Origin of the sequence: Thermobrachium celere DSM 8682, assembly GCF_000430995.1 — a bacterium.
GTDB classification, from domain to species: Bacteria; Bacillota; Clostridia; order Clostridiales; family Caloramatoraceae; genus Thermobrachium; species Thermobrachium celere.
Map to the genome: position 1 here is coordinate 1,002,157 of NZ_HF952018.1, position 17,613 is coordinate 1,019,769.

The 17,613-nt window shown below is 29.8% G+C and carries 22 protein-coding genes and 1 tRNA gene; 3 read left to right on the forward strand and 20 right to left on the reverse strand.

What is annotated here, in order from left to right:
* Window positions 1-22: 22 nt before the first annotated feature.
* From TCEL_RS05410 to polA, 3 genes are read right to left on the reverse strand one after another with little or no spacing between them, the layout of a single operon-like run.
* The gene (locus tag TCEL_RS05410; RefSeq protein WP_018661934.1) at window positions 23-568 is read right to left on the reverse strand and encodes a lytic transglycosylase domain-containing protein; all 546 of its coding nucleotides are present in this window, start codon (window positions 566-568) and stop codon (window positions 23-25) included.
* Window positions 565-1,170 (reverse strand): dephospho-CoA kinase, encoded by a 606-nt coding sequence (gene coaE / locus TCEL_RS05415; RefSeq protein WP_018661935.1) that lies wholly within the window; start codon window positions 1,168-1,170, stop codon window positions 565-567. Before coaE ends, TCEL_RS05410 begins: the two co-directional genes overlap by 4 nt.
* 9 nt (window positions 1,171-1,179) lie before the next feature.
* Window positions 1,180-3,729 (reverse strand): DNA polymerase I, encoded by a 2,550-nt coding sequence (gene polA, locus TCEL_RS05420; protein WP_018661937.1) that lies wholly within the window; start codon window positions 3,727-3,729, stop codon window positions 1,180-1,182.
* A gap of 136 nt (window positions 3,730-3,865) precedes the next feature.
* Here polA and TCEL_RS05425 point away from each other — a divergent pair, with 136 nt between their 5' ends.
* The 3 genes from TCEL_RS05425 to ychF all read left to right on the forward strand — a co-directional run bounded on the left by TCEL_RS05425 (window position 3,866) and on the right by ychF (window position 5,551).
* Window positions 3,866-4,192, forward strand: a complete 327-nt coding sequence (locus TCEL_RS05425) for a hypothetical protein (protein ID WP_018661938.1) — start codon at window positions 3,866-3,868, stop codon at window positions 4,190-4,192.
* A gap of 72 nt (window positions 4,193-4,264) precedes the next feature.
* Window positions 4,265-4,351 (forward strand) — tRNA-Leu (locus TCEL_RS05430).
* Between the two features lie 102 nt (window positions 4,352-4,453).
* Window positions 4,454-5,551 carry a redox-regulated ATPase YchF gene (ychF, locus tag TCEL_RS05435; protein WP_018661940.1) on the forward strand — a complete coding sequence of 366 codons (1,098 nt, stop codon included), beginning with the start codon at window positions 4,454-4,456 and terminating at the stop codon, window positions 5,549-5,551.
* 18 nt (window positions 5,552-5,569) lie between these two features.
* Here the strand turns inward: ychF and TCEL_RS05440 are convergent, their stop codons facing one another.
* From TCEL_RS05440 to TCEL_RS05520, 17 genes are all read right to left on the reverse strand, one after another.
* Entirely contained in the window at window positions 5,570-7,930 is a 2,361-nt protein-coding gene (locus TCEL_RS05440) for a Lon protease family protein (RefSeq protein WP_018661942.1), read from the reverse strand.
* A 93-nt stretch (window positions 7,931-8,023) separates the two neighbouring features.
* Window positions 8,024-8,701, reverse strand: coding sequence for a deoxyribose-phosphate aldolase (gene deoC, locus TCEL_RS05445; protein WP_018661944.1), 678 nt, complete (start codon window positions 8,699-8,701; stop codon window positions 8,024-8,026).
* A 143-nt stretch (window positions 8,702-8,844) separates the two neighbouring features.
* Complete coding sequence (locus TCEL_RS05450; protein WP_018661945.1) at window positions 8,845-9,288, reverse strand: 4Fe-4S dicluster domain-containing protein; 444 nt, start codon at window positions 9,286-9,288, stop codon at window positions 8,845-8,847.
* Entirely contained in the window at window positions 9,285-9,728 is a 444-nt protein-coding gene (locus TCEL_RS05455) for an NADH-quinone oxidoreductase subunit B family protein (RefSeq protein WP_018661947.1), read from the reverse strand. The genes TCEL_RS05450 and TCEL_RS05455 overlap by 4 nt, the downstream gene beginning before the upstream one ends.
* Window positions 9,729-9,744: 16 nt before the next feature.
* Window positions 9,745-10,707, reverse strand: a complete 963-nt coding sequence (locus TCEL_RS05460; protein ID WP_018661950.1) for a respiratory chain complex I subunit 1 family protein — start codon at window positions 10,705-10,707, stop codon at window positions 9,745-9,747.
* Between the two features lie 13 nt (window positions 10,708-10,720).
* Window positions 10,721-12,616 carry a proton-conducting transporter transmembrane domain-containing protein gene (locus TCEL_RS05465; protein WP_018661952.1) on the reverse strand — a complete coding sequence of 632 codons (1,896 nt, stop codon included), beginning with the start codon at window positions 12,614-12,616 and terminating at the stop codon, window positions 10,721-10,723.
* Entirely contained in the window at window positions 12,613-12,963 is a 351-nt protein-coding gene (locus TCEL_RS05470) for a sodium:proton antiporter (protein ID WP_018661954.1), read from the reverse strand. Before TCEL_RS05470 ends, TCEL_RS05465 begins: the two co-directional genes overlap by 4 nt.
* A gap of 14 nt (window positions 12,964-12,977) precedes the next feature.
* On the reverse strand, window positions 12,978-13,430 hold the full coding sequence (locus tag TCEL_RS05475) for an MnhB domain-containing protein (RefSeq protein WP_018661956.1): 453 nt from the start codon (window positions 13,428-13,430) through the stop codon (window positions 12,978-12,980).
* A 1-nt stretch (window position 13,431) separates the two neighbouring features.
* Window positions 13,432-13,773, reverse strand: a complete 342-nt coding sequence (mbhE, locus tag TCEL_RS12775) for a hydrogen gas-evolving membrane-bound hydrogenase subunit E (protein ID WP_018661959.1) — start codon at window positions 13,771-13,773, stop codon at window positions 13,432-13,434.
* Entirely contained in the window at window positions 13,770-14,018 is a 249-nt protein-coding gene (locus tag TCEL_RS05485) for a hydrogenase subunit MbhD domain-containing protein (RefSeq protein ID WP_018661961.1), read from the reverse strand. Before TCEL_RS05485 ends, mbhE begins: the two co-directional genes overlap by 4 nt.
* Complete coding sequence (mnhG, locus tag TCEL_RS05490) at window positions 14,011-14,346, reverse strand: monovalent cation/H(+) antiporter subunit G (protein WP_018661963.1); 336 nt, start codon at window positions 14,344-14,346, stop codon at window positions 14,011-14,013. Before mnhG ends, TCEL_RS05485 begins: the two co-directional genes overlap by 8 nt.
* Window positions 14,343-14,597, reverse strand: a complete 255-nt coding sequence (locus TCEL_RS05495) for an MrpF/PhaF family protein (RefSeq protein ID WP_018661965.1) — start codon at window positions 14,595-14,597, stop codon at window positions 14,343-14,345. The genes mnhG and TCEL_RS05495 overlap by 4 nt, the downstream gene beginning before the upstream one ends.
* Complete coding sequence (locus TCEL_RS05500; RefSeq protein ID WP_018661967.1) at window positions 14,594-15,112, reverse strand: Na+/H+ antiporter subunit E; 519 nt, start codon at window positions 15,110-15,112, stop codon at window positions 14,594-14,596. The genes TCEL_RS05495 and TCEL_RS05500 overlap by 4 nt, the downstream gene beginning before the upstream one ends.
* Before the next feature lie 12 nt (window positions 15,113-15,124).
* Window positions 15,125-15,784 carry a hydrogenase nickel incorporation protein HypB gene (hypB, locus tag TCEL_RS05505; protein ID WP_018661969.1) on the reverse strand — a complete coding sequence of 220 codons (660 nt, stop codon included), beginning with the start codon at window positions 15,782-15,784 and terminating at the stop codon, window positions 15,125-15,127.
* Between the two features lies 1 nt (window position 15,785).
* The gene (gene hypA, locus TCEL_RS05510; protein ID WP_018661971.1) at window positions 15,786-16,127 is read right to left on the reverse strand and encodes a hydrogenase maturation nickel metallochaperone HypA; all 342 of its coding nucleotides are present in this window, start codon (window positions 16,125-16,127) and stop codon (window positions 15,786-15,788) included.
* Window positions 16,128-16,134: 7 nt separating this feature from the next.
* Window positions 16,135-17,217, reverse strand: coding sequence for a hydrogenase large subunit (locus tag TCEL_RS05515; RefSeq protein ID WP_018661973.1), 1,083 nt, complete (start codon window positions 17,215-17,217; stop codon window positions 16,135-16,137).
* Window positions 17,217-17,606, reverse strand: a complete 390-nt coding sequence (locus TCEL_RS05520; protein WP_018661975.1) for an NADH-quinone oxidoreductase subunit C — start codon at window positions 17,604-17,606, stop codon at window positions 17,217-17,219. The genes TCEL_RS05515 and TCEL_RS05520 overlap by 1 nt, the downstream gene beginning before the upstream one ends.
* Window positions 17,607-17,613 lie beyond the last annotated feature (7 nt).

A 17,613-nucleotide genomic window follows, 5' to 3' on the forward strand; every position in this document is an offset into this window, starting at 1 on the left:
CTTTATATTATCATCCATTTTATTATTTGTCAATATCAATATAGATATATCTGTATAATTTGTAATATTTTCTTATTTTCTTTACATACCATTTGGTTTCATTAAATGGAATATCCTCAATATCAAGTTTACCTTTAGCATTATCTAACCACTTATTAACATTACCACATCCAGCATTGTATGCCATTAGAGCAACATCTATATCCCCATTATACATTTCAATCATTTTTTTTAAATAAAAGCACCCATATCTAATATTTAAATCTGGATCAAATAATTTACTTTTATCAAAACTATCATCCTTTAATAAATTAGAAATATATTCAGCTGTACTAGGCTTTATCTGCATTAATCCAACTGCCCCTTTGTTTGAAACAGCATTTTTATCAAAATTACTTTCAACTTTTATAACTGCAAAAACTAACATAGGATCTAAATTATAGTATTTAGAATACGTATATACTTGTTTTTGGTAACTTAATTTAAATATTTTTTTTAATATGAATTTATGATTAATAGCAACTACTACTAATAAAATCAAACACAAAATTCTTAGGAATTTGTTCATTTTTTTCCTCCATTGAGTGCTATATTTAATAATATGTCTACTTGTTCATATGTATATCTAATACTTGAATTATTATCAATTATAAAATCTGCATATTTTACCTTTTCTTCAAAAGGCATCTGTGCTTTTATTCTATTAATAGCCTCCTCTTTACTAATTTTATCTCTTTCAATAAGTCTTTTAATCTGTGTTTCTCTATTTACATATACTAACCATTTTAAATCAGTTACTTTATACCATCCACTTTCAATTAAGAGTGCTGCATCTAAAACGCATATGTTACTTCCTTGTATTGTAAGTTCCATTATTTGTCTTTTAATTTCATCAAATATAATAGGATGTGTTATCTTATTTAATATATTTAATCTTTCTTTATCAGCAAACACTATATTCCCTAATTTTCTTCTATTTATAGTTTTATCGTCATTTAATATTTCAACACCAAACTCCTTTACAACTGATACATAAGCTTTACTGCCTATATCATATATACTTCTAGAAATTTTATCAGCATCAATTATTTTTATTCCTTTTGATGCTAAATAATTAGATACAGTAGATTTACCTGAAGCTATCCCTCCTGTTAAACCTATTATCTTCACAAATACCACCTACTTCGCATTATACCAATTTTCTGCCCATTTAATATCAACTACTAATGGTACCTTTAGTTCTACTGCCTTCTCCATTTCATTCTTTACAATATTCTTTATATCATCTAATTCATCCTTATGAACTTCTAATACTAATTCATCATGAACTTGTAGTATTAACTTTGATTTATAATTACCTTGTTTTAATCTATTATAAACGTTAACCATAGCAATTTTAATTATATCGGCCGCAGAACCTTGTATAGGAGTATTCATAGCTAATCTTTCACCTAACATCTTTACGTTTCTATTGGATGAATTTATCTCTGGTATAAACCTTATTCTATTCATAATTGTTTTTACATATCCATTACTTTTTGCCTGATTTATAACATCATCTAAATATTTTCTAACTCCTGTATATCTCTTAAAATAATTATCTATATATTCTTTAGCTTCCTTTCTAGTTATCTTTAAATCCTGCGCTAGTCCAAAATCACTTAGTCCATAAACAATACCAAAATTAATAGCCTTTGCCCTACTTCTCTGTAAAGGTGTAACTTCCTCAATCGGAACATTAAAGACTTCTGAAGCAGTCCTTTTATGAATATCTTCTCCTCTAATAAAAGATTGAATTAAGTTTTCATCACCTGATATATGTGCTAAAACTCTTAATTCAATTTGTGAATAATCTGCAGTTAATATAACAAAATCATTGTTTTCAGCCTCAAAAGCACGTCTTATTTCTCTTCCCTGCTCTAATTTTATTGGTATATTTTGTAGATTTGGTTCTGTGCTAGAGATCCTACCCGTAGCTGTTACCATCTGATTAAAGCTTGAATGAATTTTGCCATCATTTTGTATAGCATTAATTAAACCATCAATATATGTAGTTTTTAATTTGACAAGCTGTCTATATGTAATAATTTTTGATACTATTTCATGTTTATCCTTTAACTCTTCTAGCACCTCTGCATTTGTAGAATATCCAGTTTTTGTTTTCTTAATTACAGGTAAATTTAACTTTTCAAATAAAATTACTCCCAACTGTTTTGGTGAATTTATATTAAATTCCTCTCCAGCAATGTCATATATCTCACTTGTTAACTTATCAATTTCTTCTGTAATTTTAAATCCAATCTGATGCAAAACCTCTTTGTTAACCTTAAAGCCATGGTACTCCATAGAAGATAAAACTTCAATTAATGGTATTTCAACTTCGTATAATAATTTTTCTAATGAATATTCTCTAATTGTTTTAACTTTTTCCTCAATAATTCTGTTCATATTATTGACAAAGAGCGCAATACTTTTAATTGTAATTGTTTTTTGATTTATTAACTGTGAAATCACTTCTTCATTTGATGAAAAATCCTCTGTTGGATTCAAAAGATAAAGTATAAGACCTAAATCATTTTTTAATCCATTAAATTTAATATCATTTTTATTTAGAAGGTTATAAACTGATTTAGCATCATATGTATTCTTTTTTATATTTATGTCTTCAAATATGTATTTTAGTTCTTTAACATCATTTTCTTTTATAGCGTAACCATCTTCAAAAACAATAACTCCATCCTTTTTAGAATAGTAAAGACTTATTTCATTTTTATCTTTTATTTTTTCCTTTAATTGTGTAATATCAAACTTCAACTCTATTTCTTCTTCATTCTCAACTATATCTTGTTCACATTTTGCCTCTTCTTTATTTGGTAATTTTGAAAGTAAACTTTTAAATTCTAATTCCTCAAATATTCTTCTAACCTCTGTAAAATCACAGTTTTGAATATCCATTTCATTTAACTCAAAATCAATAGGTACATCTCTATTAATTGTAGCTAATTTTTTACTTAAAAAAGCACTCTCTTTATAAGAGATTAGATTTTCCTTAACCTTTTTCGCTGTAATATTGTCTAAATTTTCATATATGTTTTCAATGCTACCAAATTCCATTAATAATTTAATAGCTGTTTTTTCACCAATTCCTGGCACACCTGGTATGTTATCCGAAGAATCTCCCATCAAACCCTTTAAATCTATTATTTTTATTGGCTCTAATCCATATTTTTGCTTTATATGTTCAACATCATATATTTCTAAGTCAGTAATTCCCTTTTTAGTTATCATAACCTTTGTATTATTAGAAACAAGCTGAAGCGAATCCTTATCACCAGTTAGTATTAAAATTTCATATCCCTGTTCTTCGAATTTTTTACTAATTGTTCCAATTATATCATCAGCCTCATATCCTTCAATTTCATATATTCCAACATTAAATGCCTTTAAAAGCTCCTTTGCTATTGGAAACTGTTGCGATAACTCATCTGGCATTTTTTTTCTCCCAGCTTTGTATTCTTCAAATTCAATATGTCTGAATGTCGGTGCCTTTTTATCAAAAGCTGCAGCAATATATCTAGGGTTAAACTCCTTTACAATTTTTAAAAGTATAACTGATAATCCATAAATAGCATTTGTATGTCTTCCATCTCTTGTATTCATTGGAGGTAATGCATAAAACACTCTATTTAAAAGACTATTAGCATCTATTATTAATAATTTTTTATTCATAATTCCACTCCACTCTCCATATAGTTTTATTATTAGTTATAAAATATAATAACATTATATTTTTTAATCTTCAATTACTTTAAATATAGAAAAATTTTTTGAAATTGATATAATATAAAAAGAAGGAGGGTATAAAATGGCAATATTATATCAAATTTTTATTATCATTGTTTTAACATTTGTTTCATTAGGAATTTTTAATCTATCAAAACCCTATTTAATCAACTTTTTCAAAAAGAGAAAGTGGTTATTATTTATTGTTATGTTTCTTGTATTATTTATACCAATATTCTTCAAAACATATTACGTTAAATCTTTAGCATTTCAATATCTTCAAACAACTTTATTTGTTGTAACATTCTTAACTTATTTTGAGTTGTTAAGACTTGCAAAAATTGAAAAACAAAAACCTATCGTAGGTCGTCCTAAACCAAAACCAAATAGAATTAAAAAGGGGCAGTAAACAATTTGCCCCTTTTATATATTAAAACATATTGACAAAATTTCATATTCATGCTATTATCAAATTGTTCTTGCCGAAGTGGTGGAATTGGCAGACGCGCCGGACTCAAAATCCGGTGGGGTAACACCCGTGCGGGTTCGACCCCCGCCTTCGGCACCAAGGCTGCATTTGCAGCCTTTTATTTTTGTATCTTCACTAACTTCGTGTTATTTGTTAGAATTTATTTGTAATAAATACTGAAATTAAGAAAGGAAGATAAATATGAAGCTTGGTATTGTCGGACTACCTAATGTAGGTAAAAGTACTTTATTTAATGCAATAACACAAGCTGGAGCTGAATCAGCTAATTATCCATTCTGTACAATTGAACCAAATGTTGGTGTAGTTTCTGTGCCTGATAAGAGACTTGAAAAACTTGCTGAAATGTACAATCCTGAAAAGGTAACTCCTGCAATTGTTGAATTTTATGATATAGCTGGACTTGTAAGAGGTGCAAGCAAAGGTGAAGGTCTTGGAAATAAGTTTTTATCTCATATAAGAGAAGTAGAAGCAATTGTTCACGTTGTACGTTGTTTTGAAGATACAAACATTGTACACGTTGAAGGATCTGTTGATCCAATTAGAGATATAGAAACAATAAATCTTGAGCTTATCTTCTCTGATATGGAAGTTCTTGAAAGACGTATGGACAAAACAAGAAAAGCAGCAAGATCTGGTGACAAAAAAGCACAAGAAGAATTAAGCTTTATGGAAAGATTAAAAACTCATCTTGAAGAATTTAAACCTGCAAGAACACTAGAAATGACTGAAGATGAAAGAGAAATGTTAAAACAATATTTCTTACTTACATCTAAACCTGTATTATATGTCGCAAATCTATCTGAAGATGATATAATAAATGGGTATGCCGATAATCCTTTATTAAATAAAGTAATTGAATATGCTAAAAATGAAAATTCTCAGGTTATTCCTCTATGTGCAAAACTAGAGGAAGAAATATCTATGCTTTCTGATGATGAAAAGCAAGAATTTTTAAAAGACTACGGACTTGATGAACCTGGTCTTAACAAACTAATAAGAGCAAGCTATAGTCTACTTGGCTTAATAAGTTTCTTAACAGCAGGACCAAAAGAAGTTAGAGCTTGGACTATTAAGAGAGGTACAAAGGCACCACAGGCAGCAGGTAAAATTCACTCAGATATTGAAAGAGGTTTTATACGTGCAGAAGTTATATCATTTGAAGATTTAGTAGCTTGTGGATCAGAAGTAGTTGCAAGAGAAAAAGGACTTATAAGGCTTGAAGGAAAAGATTATGTAGTACAAGATGGAGATGTAATAGTATTTAGATTTAATGTATAATAGGCTGCAATTTGCAGCCTATTCCTTTTTTTGTTTCTCTTTATTATCCTTAAACTTATTTAGCCTTTTTAAAATTTTTTCTTCAACATAATCAAAATTATTTGTCTTTCTTCCTTTTTTAATAGACGCAGGTAGTAAAATATCAAAACAATCTTCAACACTATTAACTGTATATATATTAAAATTACCTTCTTTTACTGCTGTAAGTATTTCATCATCCAAAACTAAATCATCAACATTAGATTCAGGTATTATAACACCTTGAGAACCATCTAATCCAAATATTTTGCATATATCAAAATAACCCTTAATTTTAGTATTAACTCCTCCAACAGCTTGAACTTCACCTTTTTGATTAACTGATCCAGTAATTGCTATTCCTTGATTAATAGGAACTTCTGCTAAACTTGAAAGTAATGCTACAGTTTCTGCCAACGTTGCACTATCACCGTCAATCTCTCCATACATCTGTTCAAAGCATATACTTGCATTAAAGGATAAGTTACCAGTTTGTGCAAATTTCTCGCCAATATAACCTGTTAAAATCAATATTGCTTTATTAAAAATATTACCACTTAAACCCACTTCTCTATCTATATTTATAATATTTCCATTACCACAAAATGTATTTACAGTCACTTTATTAACTCTACCAAATTCAAAATCACCATAATCAACAACCGACAATGCATTTATTTGTCCTATCTTAAAGCCCGTTACATCAACAATATATTTATTTTGTCTATATAAACTTAAAATCTTGTCTTTTATTAAAGAGTTTCTCTTGTTTTTATTTTCTATTGCCAATTTAATATCATTTTTATCAATATACCTATTCTTATTATCTTTTGCTATTTGGTTTGCCTGTTCTAAAATTTCTATTATTGATGAAATATTGGTTGTTAAATATTTTTTACTCTCTGCTTTGCGTTTTGCATAAGCTGAAATTTCTTGTATACCATCAAATGTAATATCTTTTAAATTCTTTTCTTGAACTATATATTTAATTAATTTTACAAATGTTATCATATTTTCATTATTATCTTCAAATTCATAATCAAAATCTGCTTTAATCTTAAATAGTTTTCTAAATTCCTCATCATAGTTATATAAGATGTAATATATTTCTGGTGTTCCAATCAATATAACTTTTGTTTTTATTGGGATTGGTTCTGGTTTTAAATTTACTATTGGTATTATATCTAATTGATTTTTTAGGTTTTCTATTATAATTTTATTTAAAAGTAAACATCTCTTTAAAGCTTCATAGCCAAAATAACTTTCTAGCAGCTTTCTTGCATCTAAAACCAAATAACCCCCATTAGCTAGATGTAGGCTACCTGGTTGTATCATGGTGAAATCTGTTACTAAATTTCCTGATTTATTCTCATATTCAACTAAACCAATTAATTTTTGATATTCAGGTGTTTCTTCTATTACTACTGGTGCTCCCTCAATTGAATTATTAACCATAACATTTACTTCATATCTGTTTATGAAATTTTCAACAAACTCTTTATCTAAATTTTCAAATTCAACAAATACATCTATATTTTCTATAATATCCAACTTTAAATTGTTTAGATATTGCTTAATTTTATCACTATAACTATATTTTTCAATTAAATTACTCATCTTACCTTCGATATATAGTGTACATAAACTGTTTTCAATATCTTTAATCTTTTGATTCAATTCTTTTTTTATATTTCTAGTTTTTCTTATAACATCATAGGCAGCAGATTTTAACTCATTTACATTTTTATTTATTTCATCTCTATCTTCATCACTCAATTCCAAATATTCCTGTTCAGTCATCTCTTTATTATTTTTGTTTATTGGAATGAATGCAAATCCATCATTAGTGTATTTAAAAACCAAGTTCTTTTCTTTACATTTTTCATTTATTTCATTTGATAAATCTAAAATAATCTTCTCGTAATATTCTATTAATTCATTTCTCTTCTTTTCAAATTCCTCACTACTTATAAATTCAGGTAATTCTTCAATTATATTATCTATAAAATCGTTTATATCTTGTTTGAATTCATATGCTGTTCCAGGTTTAAGTTCAAGTGCTATAGGTTTATAAATATCCTCAAAATTATATACATAGACCCAATCAGAAGGTGTTTTTTCTTTTTTGGCTCTTTTCTTTAACATATCAATTAGATAACTTCTTTTACCAATACCTTCATATCCACAAACATATATATTGTATCCAAATTGGTCCATTTCAAGTGCAAAATTTATTGCTTCAATTGCCCTTTTTTGCTCAATTAATTGATATTCAGGCTTTATCTCACTAGTATTTTTAAACTTAGGTAAATTGAATACAGTTTTTAATTGTTCATATGATAGTTTTTTTATTGGTGACATGCCTTCACCTCCTTACTTAATATATAATATTCTAAAACCTCAATTTTAAGGATAAAAAAATATAAAAAAGAGCTGTAATTCACAGCTCTTTTTTTAATATGACTTTTCTTCATTTGATTTTCCAATAATCTTTAGAGATGAACTTGCACCGATTCTATTAGCTCCTGCTTCAATCATTTTAACTGCATCTTCAAAACTATGTACACCACCTGATGCCTTTACTCCTTTTTCTGGTCCAACTACCCTTCTCATTAATTTAACATCTTCTTCTTTAGCTCCCCATTTGCTAAATCCTGTAGAAGTTTTTACAAAGTCTGCACCAGCTTCAACAGAAAGCTTACATGCAATCTCTTTTTCCTCATCAGTTAAAAGACAAGTTTCTATAATAACCTTAACTAAAGCTTTACCCTTTGCGGCATTTACAACAGCTTCTATATCCTTTTTTACGTAATCATAATTTTTAGCCTTTAACATACCAATATTAATAACCATATCAACTTCTTGTGCACCATCTTCTATCGCCTTTTTTGTTTCAAAAGCTTTAACATCTGAAGTTGTTGCTCCTAATGGGAATCCAATAACAGTACATACCTTTACATTTGAATCTTTTAATTCTTCTGCAGCAAGCTTAACATAACAAGGATTTATACATACTGATGCAAATCCATTTTCTTTTGCCTCATTGCAAATTCTTTTAACATCATCTGGTGTTGTTTCTGCTTTTAATATTGTGTGGTCAATTATTGATGCTACGTATTCTTTCGTAATCATACTACTCCTCCTTTCAAAGTTGCATAAATTATTTTAATATAAAATTATTAAAATTTCAAACACTTTGTTTTTGTTATAAATTAAATAATATTAATATATAATTTTAAATAAAATGAGGTCCCAATAAAGGACCTCATTTTGATTTATTTATTCTCTTCTTTTGGCTGATCATTTTGTGCTACTGGTTTTGGTTGAACTGGTGGAACAGGTGGTTTTGGAGGAGCCTTCTTTATGAAAGTACCTCTAACCATTAAATCCTCTTCATTCTCTGCAATCATTAAATATTCCTTTGTTAATTCGATAGCCTTTCTTGGACAAAAGTCTTGACATAATTGACAAAATGTACATTGTCCTAAATAAAATTGAAATGTTACTTTATCACCATCTTCAACCTTTTCAATTGTTCTTGTAATTGCACCAGGTGCACAAACTCTTATACACATTCCACAATTCACGCATTTATCTGGATGAAATACAATTTTCCCTCTATATCCTTCTGGTGCTTCTTTTACTTCCTTAGGGAAATTTTCAGTTGAAGGCTTTGAAAATAATGATTTAACAGCTTCTTTTAAATATGGAAATTTCATTTCATTGCCCTCCTTTTTTCCTTAAGTATCTCAACAGCTCTCACTAATCCTGCCATTATAGCTTCTGGTTTTGGAGGACAACCCGCAATTGATACATCTATTGGTGCATATTTATCTAATGGACCTTCAACACAATAGCTTCCATTAAATACATTACATGATCTTGGGCATGATCCTAGTGATACAACAACTTTAGGTTCTGGTACCTGTGCTAAAGTTCTTATAAGCCTGTCTCTAGATTGTGACGTTATTGGCCCTGAAACCACTATTATATCTGCATGTCTCGGAGAACCTGCAATCTTAAAACCAAATCTCTCTGCATCATATCTTGGAGTAATAACTGACACAAGCTCTATGTCACATCCATTACAAGAACCTGTATTTAAATGATATAACCATGCTGATTTTTCTAATCCTTTTTGAATTAGCTTTTCAAACATTCAAACACCTCCTAAATTACAACCCAAAGTAAACAAGAATTAAGCTTAATAATGCTAGGGCTGTAGGGTAAGTCCAATAAAATCTTAATGTTTGTTCTACTCTTAATCTTGCTGTAATAGCTTTTAATATAGTAATTGAGAAGAATACAACAACAATACTTAATATAAATTGTAAAATAGCATCTACTGCCAATATACCTGTTCCTGAACCACTTAAAAATAGTGTCACGAAAAGTGAAGTCATTACTAGCATTTTTATAGCATGGTTAAGCTTAAAGATAGCAAGTGGTGCACCACTATATTCAACAAGAGGACCTTCACAAATCTCTATTTCAGCTTCAGCTATATCAAAAGGTAAGCTTCCTACTTTACATGGTATAACAAGAAGCATTGCAATAAAAGCTGGAATCATGCTTAACTTTGTAAATAGTGGTCCATTTTGCGCTTGATATTCTACAATTTGTGATAGTGAGAAAGTCATTATCCCATTATTTAATTCTAATCCTACTTTTTTCGCAATAGCCAACAATGATATTACCATTGGAAGCTCATATGATATTATAGCAACCATTTCTCTTGATATACCAACACCTGCATAAGGTGAACCTGAAGCTGATCCTCCAACAATCAATGCAACAGCAGGAATTGTTAGAAGATATATAACAACAATTAAATCTGCATATGTGCTAAATGGACTAAATTTAAATACAGGTATAAATAATGAAACTGTTATTAAACTTATTAGCCCAATAACTGGAGCTGCTAGGAATGCTCTCTTAGCAGCATTTCTTGGTACTATTGTTTCTTTACCTAAAAGTTTAAAGAAATCATAAAATGGCTGCCAAATTGGTGGACCTACTCTTTTTTGCATTCTTGCTAATAATTTTCTATCTATACCTGCTAACACTAAACCTCCAACAAAACAATAAAGTAGGCCTGGATAAAATAATATATATAATATTCTTTTTAGTAATTCCACACCTAGTCCCTCCTTATCTAACAAATGTGAAAACATATAATAATACAACAGCAGCTGTTAATACAACTGAGAGGGCGTAATCATTTACTACTCCATTGTGAATCTTATGCATTAAATCAAAGTAATGTCTAAATTGATATTTTAAGCCCCAGAACAAGTCACTTCCACCAACATGTGAAAACTCAGCTGATTCACCACTATAGAATACATCATATTTAGCATCTTCTTCATCTGAATAGCTAAAGTGTTTTGGATTAAATCCACCTAGCAATGCTACTAATGTAAATGCTAATAACAATATTCCAAATAGTATTAACCATGCGATTGGTTGCCAATATCCAGCTAATTTATAATCAATTACTGGTGCATTTCCTAAATTGTTATAGAATTTTGACGCAAATTCTGGTCCCATCATTACTTCAACATACTTTGCTGAATTCATAACTGCATTTGCAGCTGGAGTTATCAAGTATTTTGTAAAGCTTGATGGGAATATTCCACCAACTATACATAAAATAGCCATTATCCACATTGGTACCCTCATTGAAAGAGGTACTTCTTCAACATTTTTAAACTCTTTTGGTAATTGTCCAAAGAAAGCTGATTGAGCAACTTTTATAAAAGAAGCTAATGTCATAACACTTACTATTAAAGCAATTATTGTAACAGGAGCATATCCTGCTTCATATGATGCTTGATAAATTATCCATTTTGATACAAAACCATTAAATGGAGGTATACCACTAATTGAAAAAGCACCAATTATAAATATTAAAGCAGTTTGTGGCATTCTTTTAGCTAATCCACCAAGTTTATCTAAATCTGTTGTTCCTGTTGCATAGTAAACTGCTCCAGCACATAGGAACAATAATCCTTTGAATAAAGTATGGTTCAAGGCATGATATAATCCACCAGTAATACCTAAAGCTGTTGCTAAACCAATACCTGTAATTACATAACCAATTTGTGAAATACTGTGGAATGCCAATAGCCTTTTAAAGTCGTGTTGTGCTAATGCCATTGTTACACCAATAAACATAGTAACAGTTCCCCAGAATATTAGCATAAATTGTACAGATGGAAGATTCATACTTTGATAAACTACATATAGTACTCTTAAGATACCATATACAGCTGCCTTATTAACAATACCTGAAAATAACATTGATATTGATGAAGGTGCTGTCATATATGCATCTGGAGCTACAAAGTGTGTAGGTACAGCAAACACCTTAACTGCATAACCTACTACCATTAATGCTAATGCAAACAATGTTGTAATTGTATAATTATTATGCAGTTCTCCTGCTATTTGTGCAAGATTCAATGTATGGAATTGTGCATAAATTATAACAGTAGCAAGTAGTATTAGTGATGAACCAATAGATCCTATAGCAATATATTTAAAACCAGCTTCAACAGCTTCTGGCTTATTGTTTCTAAAAGCCGTTAATGCTACCGAAGCAAATGTCATAATTTCTATCATAACATACATATTAAATAGGTCGCCAGTAAATATAAAGCCCATTACACTCGCTGACATCATTAAAAATAAAACATAGTACTTATCTTTTCCAGTCTCTTTTTCTATATATTTAAAAGAATATAATGCTGACAATACAATAGATAATGAAATAAATAAACCAAAGAATAAGCTTAATTGATCAACTTCTAATCCAATACCTATAGCCCAATTTTGTACAGGTTCCCAATTACCCATCCAGTAAGTAATTATATTTCCTTCACCAATTATTGGTTTGTACATCATTAAAGTAAATATAAAAGACATAAATGTTGCAATTAATACAACCGTATTTCTTAATACCTCATTTTTCTCTTTAATTAGTGCAACAATAAAGGCACCAATAAAAAGTGTAATAATAGCTAATATAGGTAAATGTTGTGTCATCCTTTTAACCTCCTTACCTTATCGGTATCAAGAGTACCATAATGTTTATTTATCATAATAACTAGTGCTAAAGCTAATGCAGTTACACAAGCACCAATTACGATTGATGTAAGAGTTAATGCCTGTGGTACTGGATCAACAAAAAAGGATGTTCTATCAAGCTCTGAAATTGTAAATATAGGTGCGGTACCCCCTGCTTTAAATCCTACACTTATAAGTAATAGATTTATGCCGTAATCTAGTAATCCCATACCAATAACTATCTTCATAGCATTCTTTTTAGTAACAATAGTATATAAACCTAAAACTATAAGAATTATACATGTAATATAATTCATTAATAACATTTAATCACCCCTATCTATGCTTCTTTATTTGCAAGAAGTCCAAACATTAGTAGAATTAAAAATCCTACTCCTGTTAAAACCTTATATCCTACTGCAAAATTCATTAAGAAAATTGTACCTGAGCTAAATAAATCACCAGGATTTCCTACATTATAAAATACATTTCTACAGAAGTTTGCAGCATAAAATATACCAAGTAATGCAAAGAATGAATACATTAAAGCACCTATAGCTTCACTCTTTTTAAGTAAATTTGGTTTTAAAGTATTTGTTGCAGTTTCATAACCATATCCTAAATAAATTAGTACTGCTGCTGAAGCAACTATAACACCACCTTGGAATCCTCCACCAGGGCTAAGATGTCCATGTAAAATTATATAAATACCTAATATTAATCCTATTGGTGCAAAAAAGTCTGCAGCAGATTTAATGATATATTCTTTAACCTTAACATTCTTATTGCTCATATTAATCTGCCCTTCCTTTCATAGCATTTCTTAATATAACAACTGTACCTGAAATGGCAGTAAATAGTACAAATGATTCACCTAATGTATCGTATCCTCTAAAGTCAAAAACTATTGCTGTAACAGCATTAATTGCATGAGTTTTATCAATAGTTTGTTTTACCATTAAATTGGCTACTCCATCCGCATCATTATTTTCATATTTACTTGGATTGTTATATAACTCAACAACATTTACTTTTTCACCATTGAAGGTAGGAGACAATTTTGACATTTCAATTGCTGTGTAACAACCAATTATTAAAAATACTGTAAGTGCAAAGTAAGTGAAAAACTTCTTCATTTTCTAACCCCCTTTACTTTTCTAAGGGCTACAATAAATATAACAGGTTGTAGTACAACTCCTACTGCAGCCTCTGCAATTGCAACATCTGGTGCATGTAACATTATAAACTCTAAAGTAACAAAGGCCCCTACAGCACCTAATGCTATAATTGATGAAAGAAGGTCATCAAAATATACTGTTAAAACTGCTGATACTAAGATACCTATCAATATTAATGTATTTAATAAAACAATATTATTCATTAGGAAAATCCCTCCCATAATCATCACATGTCAAATTATCAGCCTTTACGCCAGACTTATAAGCTGCTTTACAAATAGCATGTCCAGCCACTGGATTTGTAATAATTATAAAAATTGCTATGAATAAAATTTTTATTGCCATTGATGTATTTTTTAATGTTAAAGCAAATAAAAATCCACCAAGAAGAGCACCTAGGGTACCTAGTGTTGCAATATTTGTACTTGACTGCATTCTACAATATGAGTCAGGCATTCTTAAAACACCAACAGTACCTGCAAAGGCAAAAAAACAACCTATTATCATGAATATATAAGCTACATATATCATAGTTTTCCCTCCAGATACTTTGAAATTAGTAGTGTTCCTATGAAACCTAGAATTGCTAAAGTTAATGCAATATCAAGATATATACCTCTTTTGCTGTATACAGAAAATAATACTAATGCTACTACTGTTAGTAAATCAATACTATCTGCAGCAACAACCCTATCAACAACATTTGGACCTTTTAAAACTCTATATAATAGGATTATTGATAATATAATATAAAATATTGATACAAATATTAAACTATTCACTTCCATATCCTCCTTATCCAGTTTTCTAAAGTACCTTTTATTGCTTCTCCAGCTTTTTCTCTGTTTGTTTCAGCAACATCTATCCAATGTATATAGTAATAGTTTTTACCATTTTCTTCTACTATCTCCATTGTTATTGTCCCTGGAGTTAACGTAATTGAATTAGCAAGCATAGCCATTCCATATTCTGACTCTAAATTAACAGGTACTTTTACAATTCCTGGATTAACAGGTAAATTTGGATTTAGAGCTCTTTTTGCAACATCAACATTTGCCTTCCATAGCTCTTTTAAAAATACAAATACATAAAGAATTAAATTTATAAACTTTGCAGGATTAAATAGATGAAAAGCATTTTCATGGATGAAGAATCTTGAAACTAAAGTTGCAACTAATAAGCTTACAACTGCTCCTGCTAAAAGCTCTTGTGTTGTAAATGTCCATGTAAATAATATCCACAAGAGATAACAGAAGATGAATGTTGAAATAATTGAGCTAAATTTTGTTGGTTTCAATTAAAGCCCCCCTTACTTTTTTATTTTTTTATCAATTGCATTTTTCAATGCATTGACTAGCTCATTAAGTCCTTCTTTTGTTTTGTTGGATACTCTGAAAATGTTAATGTTTGGATTTAACTCTCTTGCAACAGATTCAACCTTTTTATCATCGAAGTCAAAATAAGACTTCATATCATATTTATTTAATACTAATATTTCTGAAGTTGAAAACATTAGAGGATACTTTTCTACTTTATCATCACCCTCTGGTATGCTTAAAATTGCAACTCTTATATCTTCTCCAATGTTAAATTCTGCTGGGCATACCAAGTTACCTATATTTTCTACAATAATCACATCAATTTCGTCTAAATTAAAATACTGAAGTATGTGTTTTATTGACATAGCCTCAATATGGCATGCTCCATCAGTATTTAATTGAACTACTGGTATATCCATCTTTTTTATCTTTTCTGCATCTATTTGACCAGCAATATCTCCTTCAATTACTGCTATTTTATAGTACTTTCTAAGCTCATTTATTAAGTTTACAATAAGGCTCGTTTTTCCTGCTCCAGGTGATCCCATCACATTTATCATATAAATATTCTTTTTTTCAAATGTATCCTTTATCTCATTGCTGCAATCCTCATTCCATTCAAGTATTTGTTTTACTACTTTTATTTCCACATCAATCAACCTCCAAACTATCCACGTAAAATTCCTTGCCAGCTGTTATTCTTACATTTAAACTACCACAATTTTTACATCTTAATCTATGTCTCTCAATAATACTTTCATTTCCACATTCATTACACTTCATTCTTGCTTCAACTCTACGTATGATAAGCTCTGCCCCTTCTGCAATTGTACCTCTACTTGCTATATTAAAGTACTCTTGAATTAGTTGGGGAAATACACCTGATAGTTCCCCAACTACTAACTTTATAGAATTTACCTTGTTAAAATGATGTTTTTTTGCTTCACTTTCAACTATTTTTATAATTCCTTCAGTAATTGATAACTCATGCATTTTATCACTACCTATCTAAACATGAGAAGCAAGGATCTATTGATGCAATTATTAAACCTGCATCTGCTACTGTATTATTTTTTAACATATAAGGTACAGTTGGAGCAGTTTTAAAGGTTGGAACATGTATACTTATTCTATAATTTGTTTGTCCTCCATCAGTTACTACATAATAAATTACTTGACCTCTTGGTGCTTCGTGTCTTGCTGTAAATTCTCCAGCTGGAACCTTAGGAAGTTTATTACCTAAATTTATTGGACCTTCTGGAAGGTTTTCTAACGCCTGTCTAATTATCTTTACACTTTCTTCTATTTCTAAAACTCTAACTACAACTCTTGCCCAAACGTCACCATCTTCTAATACAGGTATGTCAAAATCAAATTCATCATAACATGAATAAGGAGCATCCTTTCTAACATCAACTCTTATTCCTGACGCTCTAGCGTGTGGTCCAATTGTTCCCATTCTTTCTGCTACATCCTTTGGTAATACCCCAACGCCTTTAGTTCTTAAAGCAGCTGTTTTATCATTTAAGAATATTTCCTTCATTCGATTGTGTGGTTCATTTAAATCATCTAGCATCTTTAAAACCTTTCTTCTCATTTCATCGTTAATATCTCTTCTTGAACCACCAATTATAACCATACCGTAGTTTACTCTATTACCTGAAATTTCTTCTAGTATATCCATAACTTTTTCTCTAGCATCCCATACATACATAAATAGTGAATCATATCCTATTAAGTGGCAAGCTAATCCTATCCATAGATAATGTGAATGTAATCTTTCAAGTTCAGCCATAATAACTCTTATATATTGACCTCTTTTTGGCACTTCCATTTGTGCTATGTTTTCAATTGCCATAGCATATGTAAATGGATGTGAATGTGAACATATTCCACATACTCTTTCAACTAAAGTTAATGTCTGAATGAAATTTCTTTCAGTTGCTAATTTTTCTATTCCTCTATGGTTATATCCTATAAATACTTCTGCGTCCTTTATTACTTCACCTTCAGTATATAACTTAGCATGAATTGGTTCTTCCAAAGATGGATGATATGGACCTATAGGTATTGTATAACCCATTATTCTCCCTCCTTAAGTGTCTTCTTCCTTAATTCTTCTAATGGTGTTACTATAATATGTCCTTGTCCTTCAAGCATTGTGTCTGGCAGGAATAGTCTTCCCCTCATTTTTAAACCTTCAAATTTTACTCCCATAAGCTCATATAATTCTTCTTCAGGCCATGCTGCTGCAACATCATATATTTCAGAAATTGATGGTAAAGTGTCTTCTCCTACAACTTTGTAGGATTCAATACAATTGCCTACTTCATATTGGTAGTTAACTACATGTTTTCCTTCTTTGTCAACATAGCCATGAATCATTACAAGCCTATGTCCCTTTTCTCTCATTCTTTGAGCTAATGGAACTATTTCTTCTTTTTTAATTTCAATTGATTTAAATTCCTGCATAAATGCA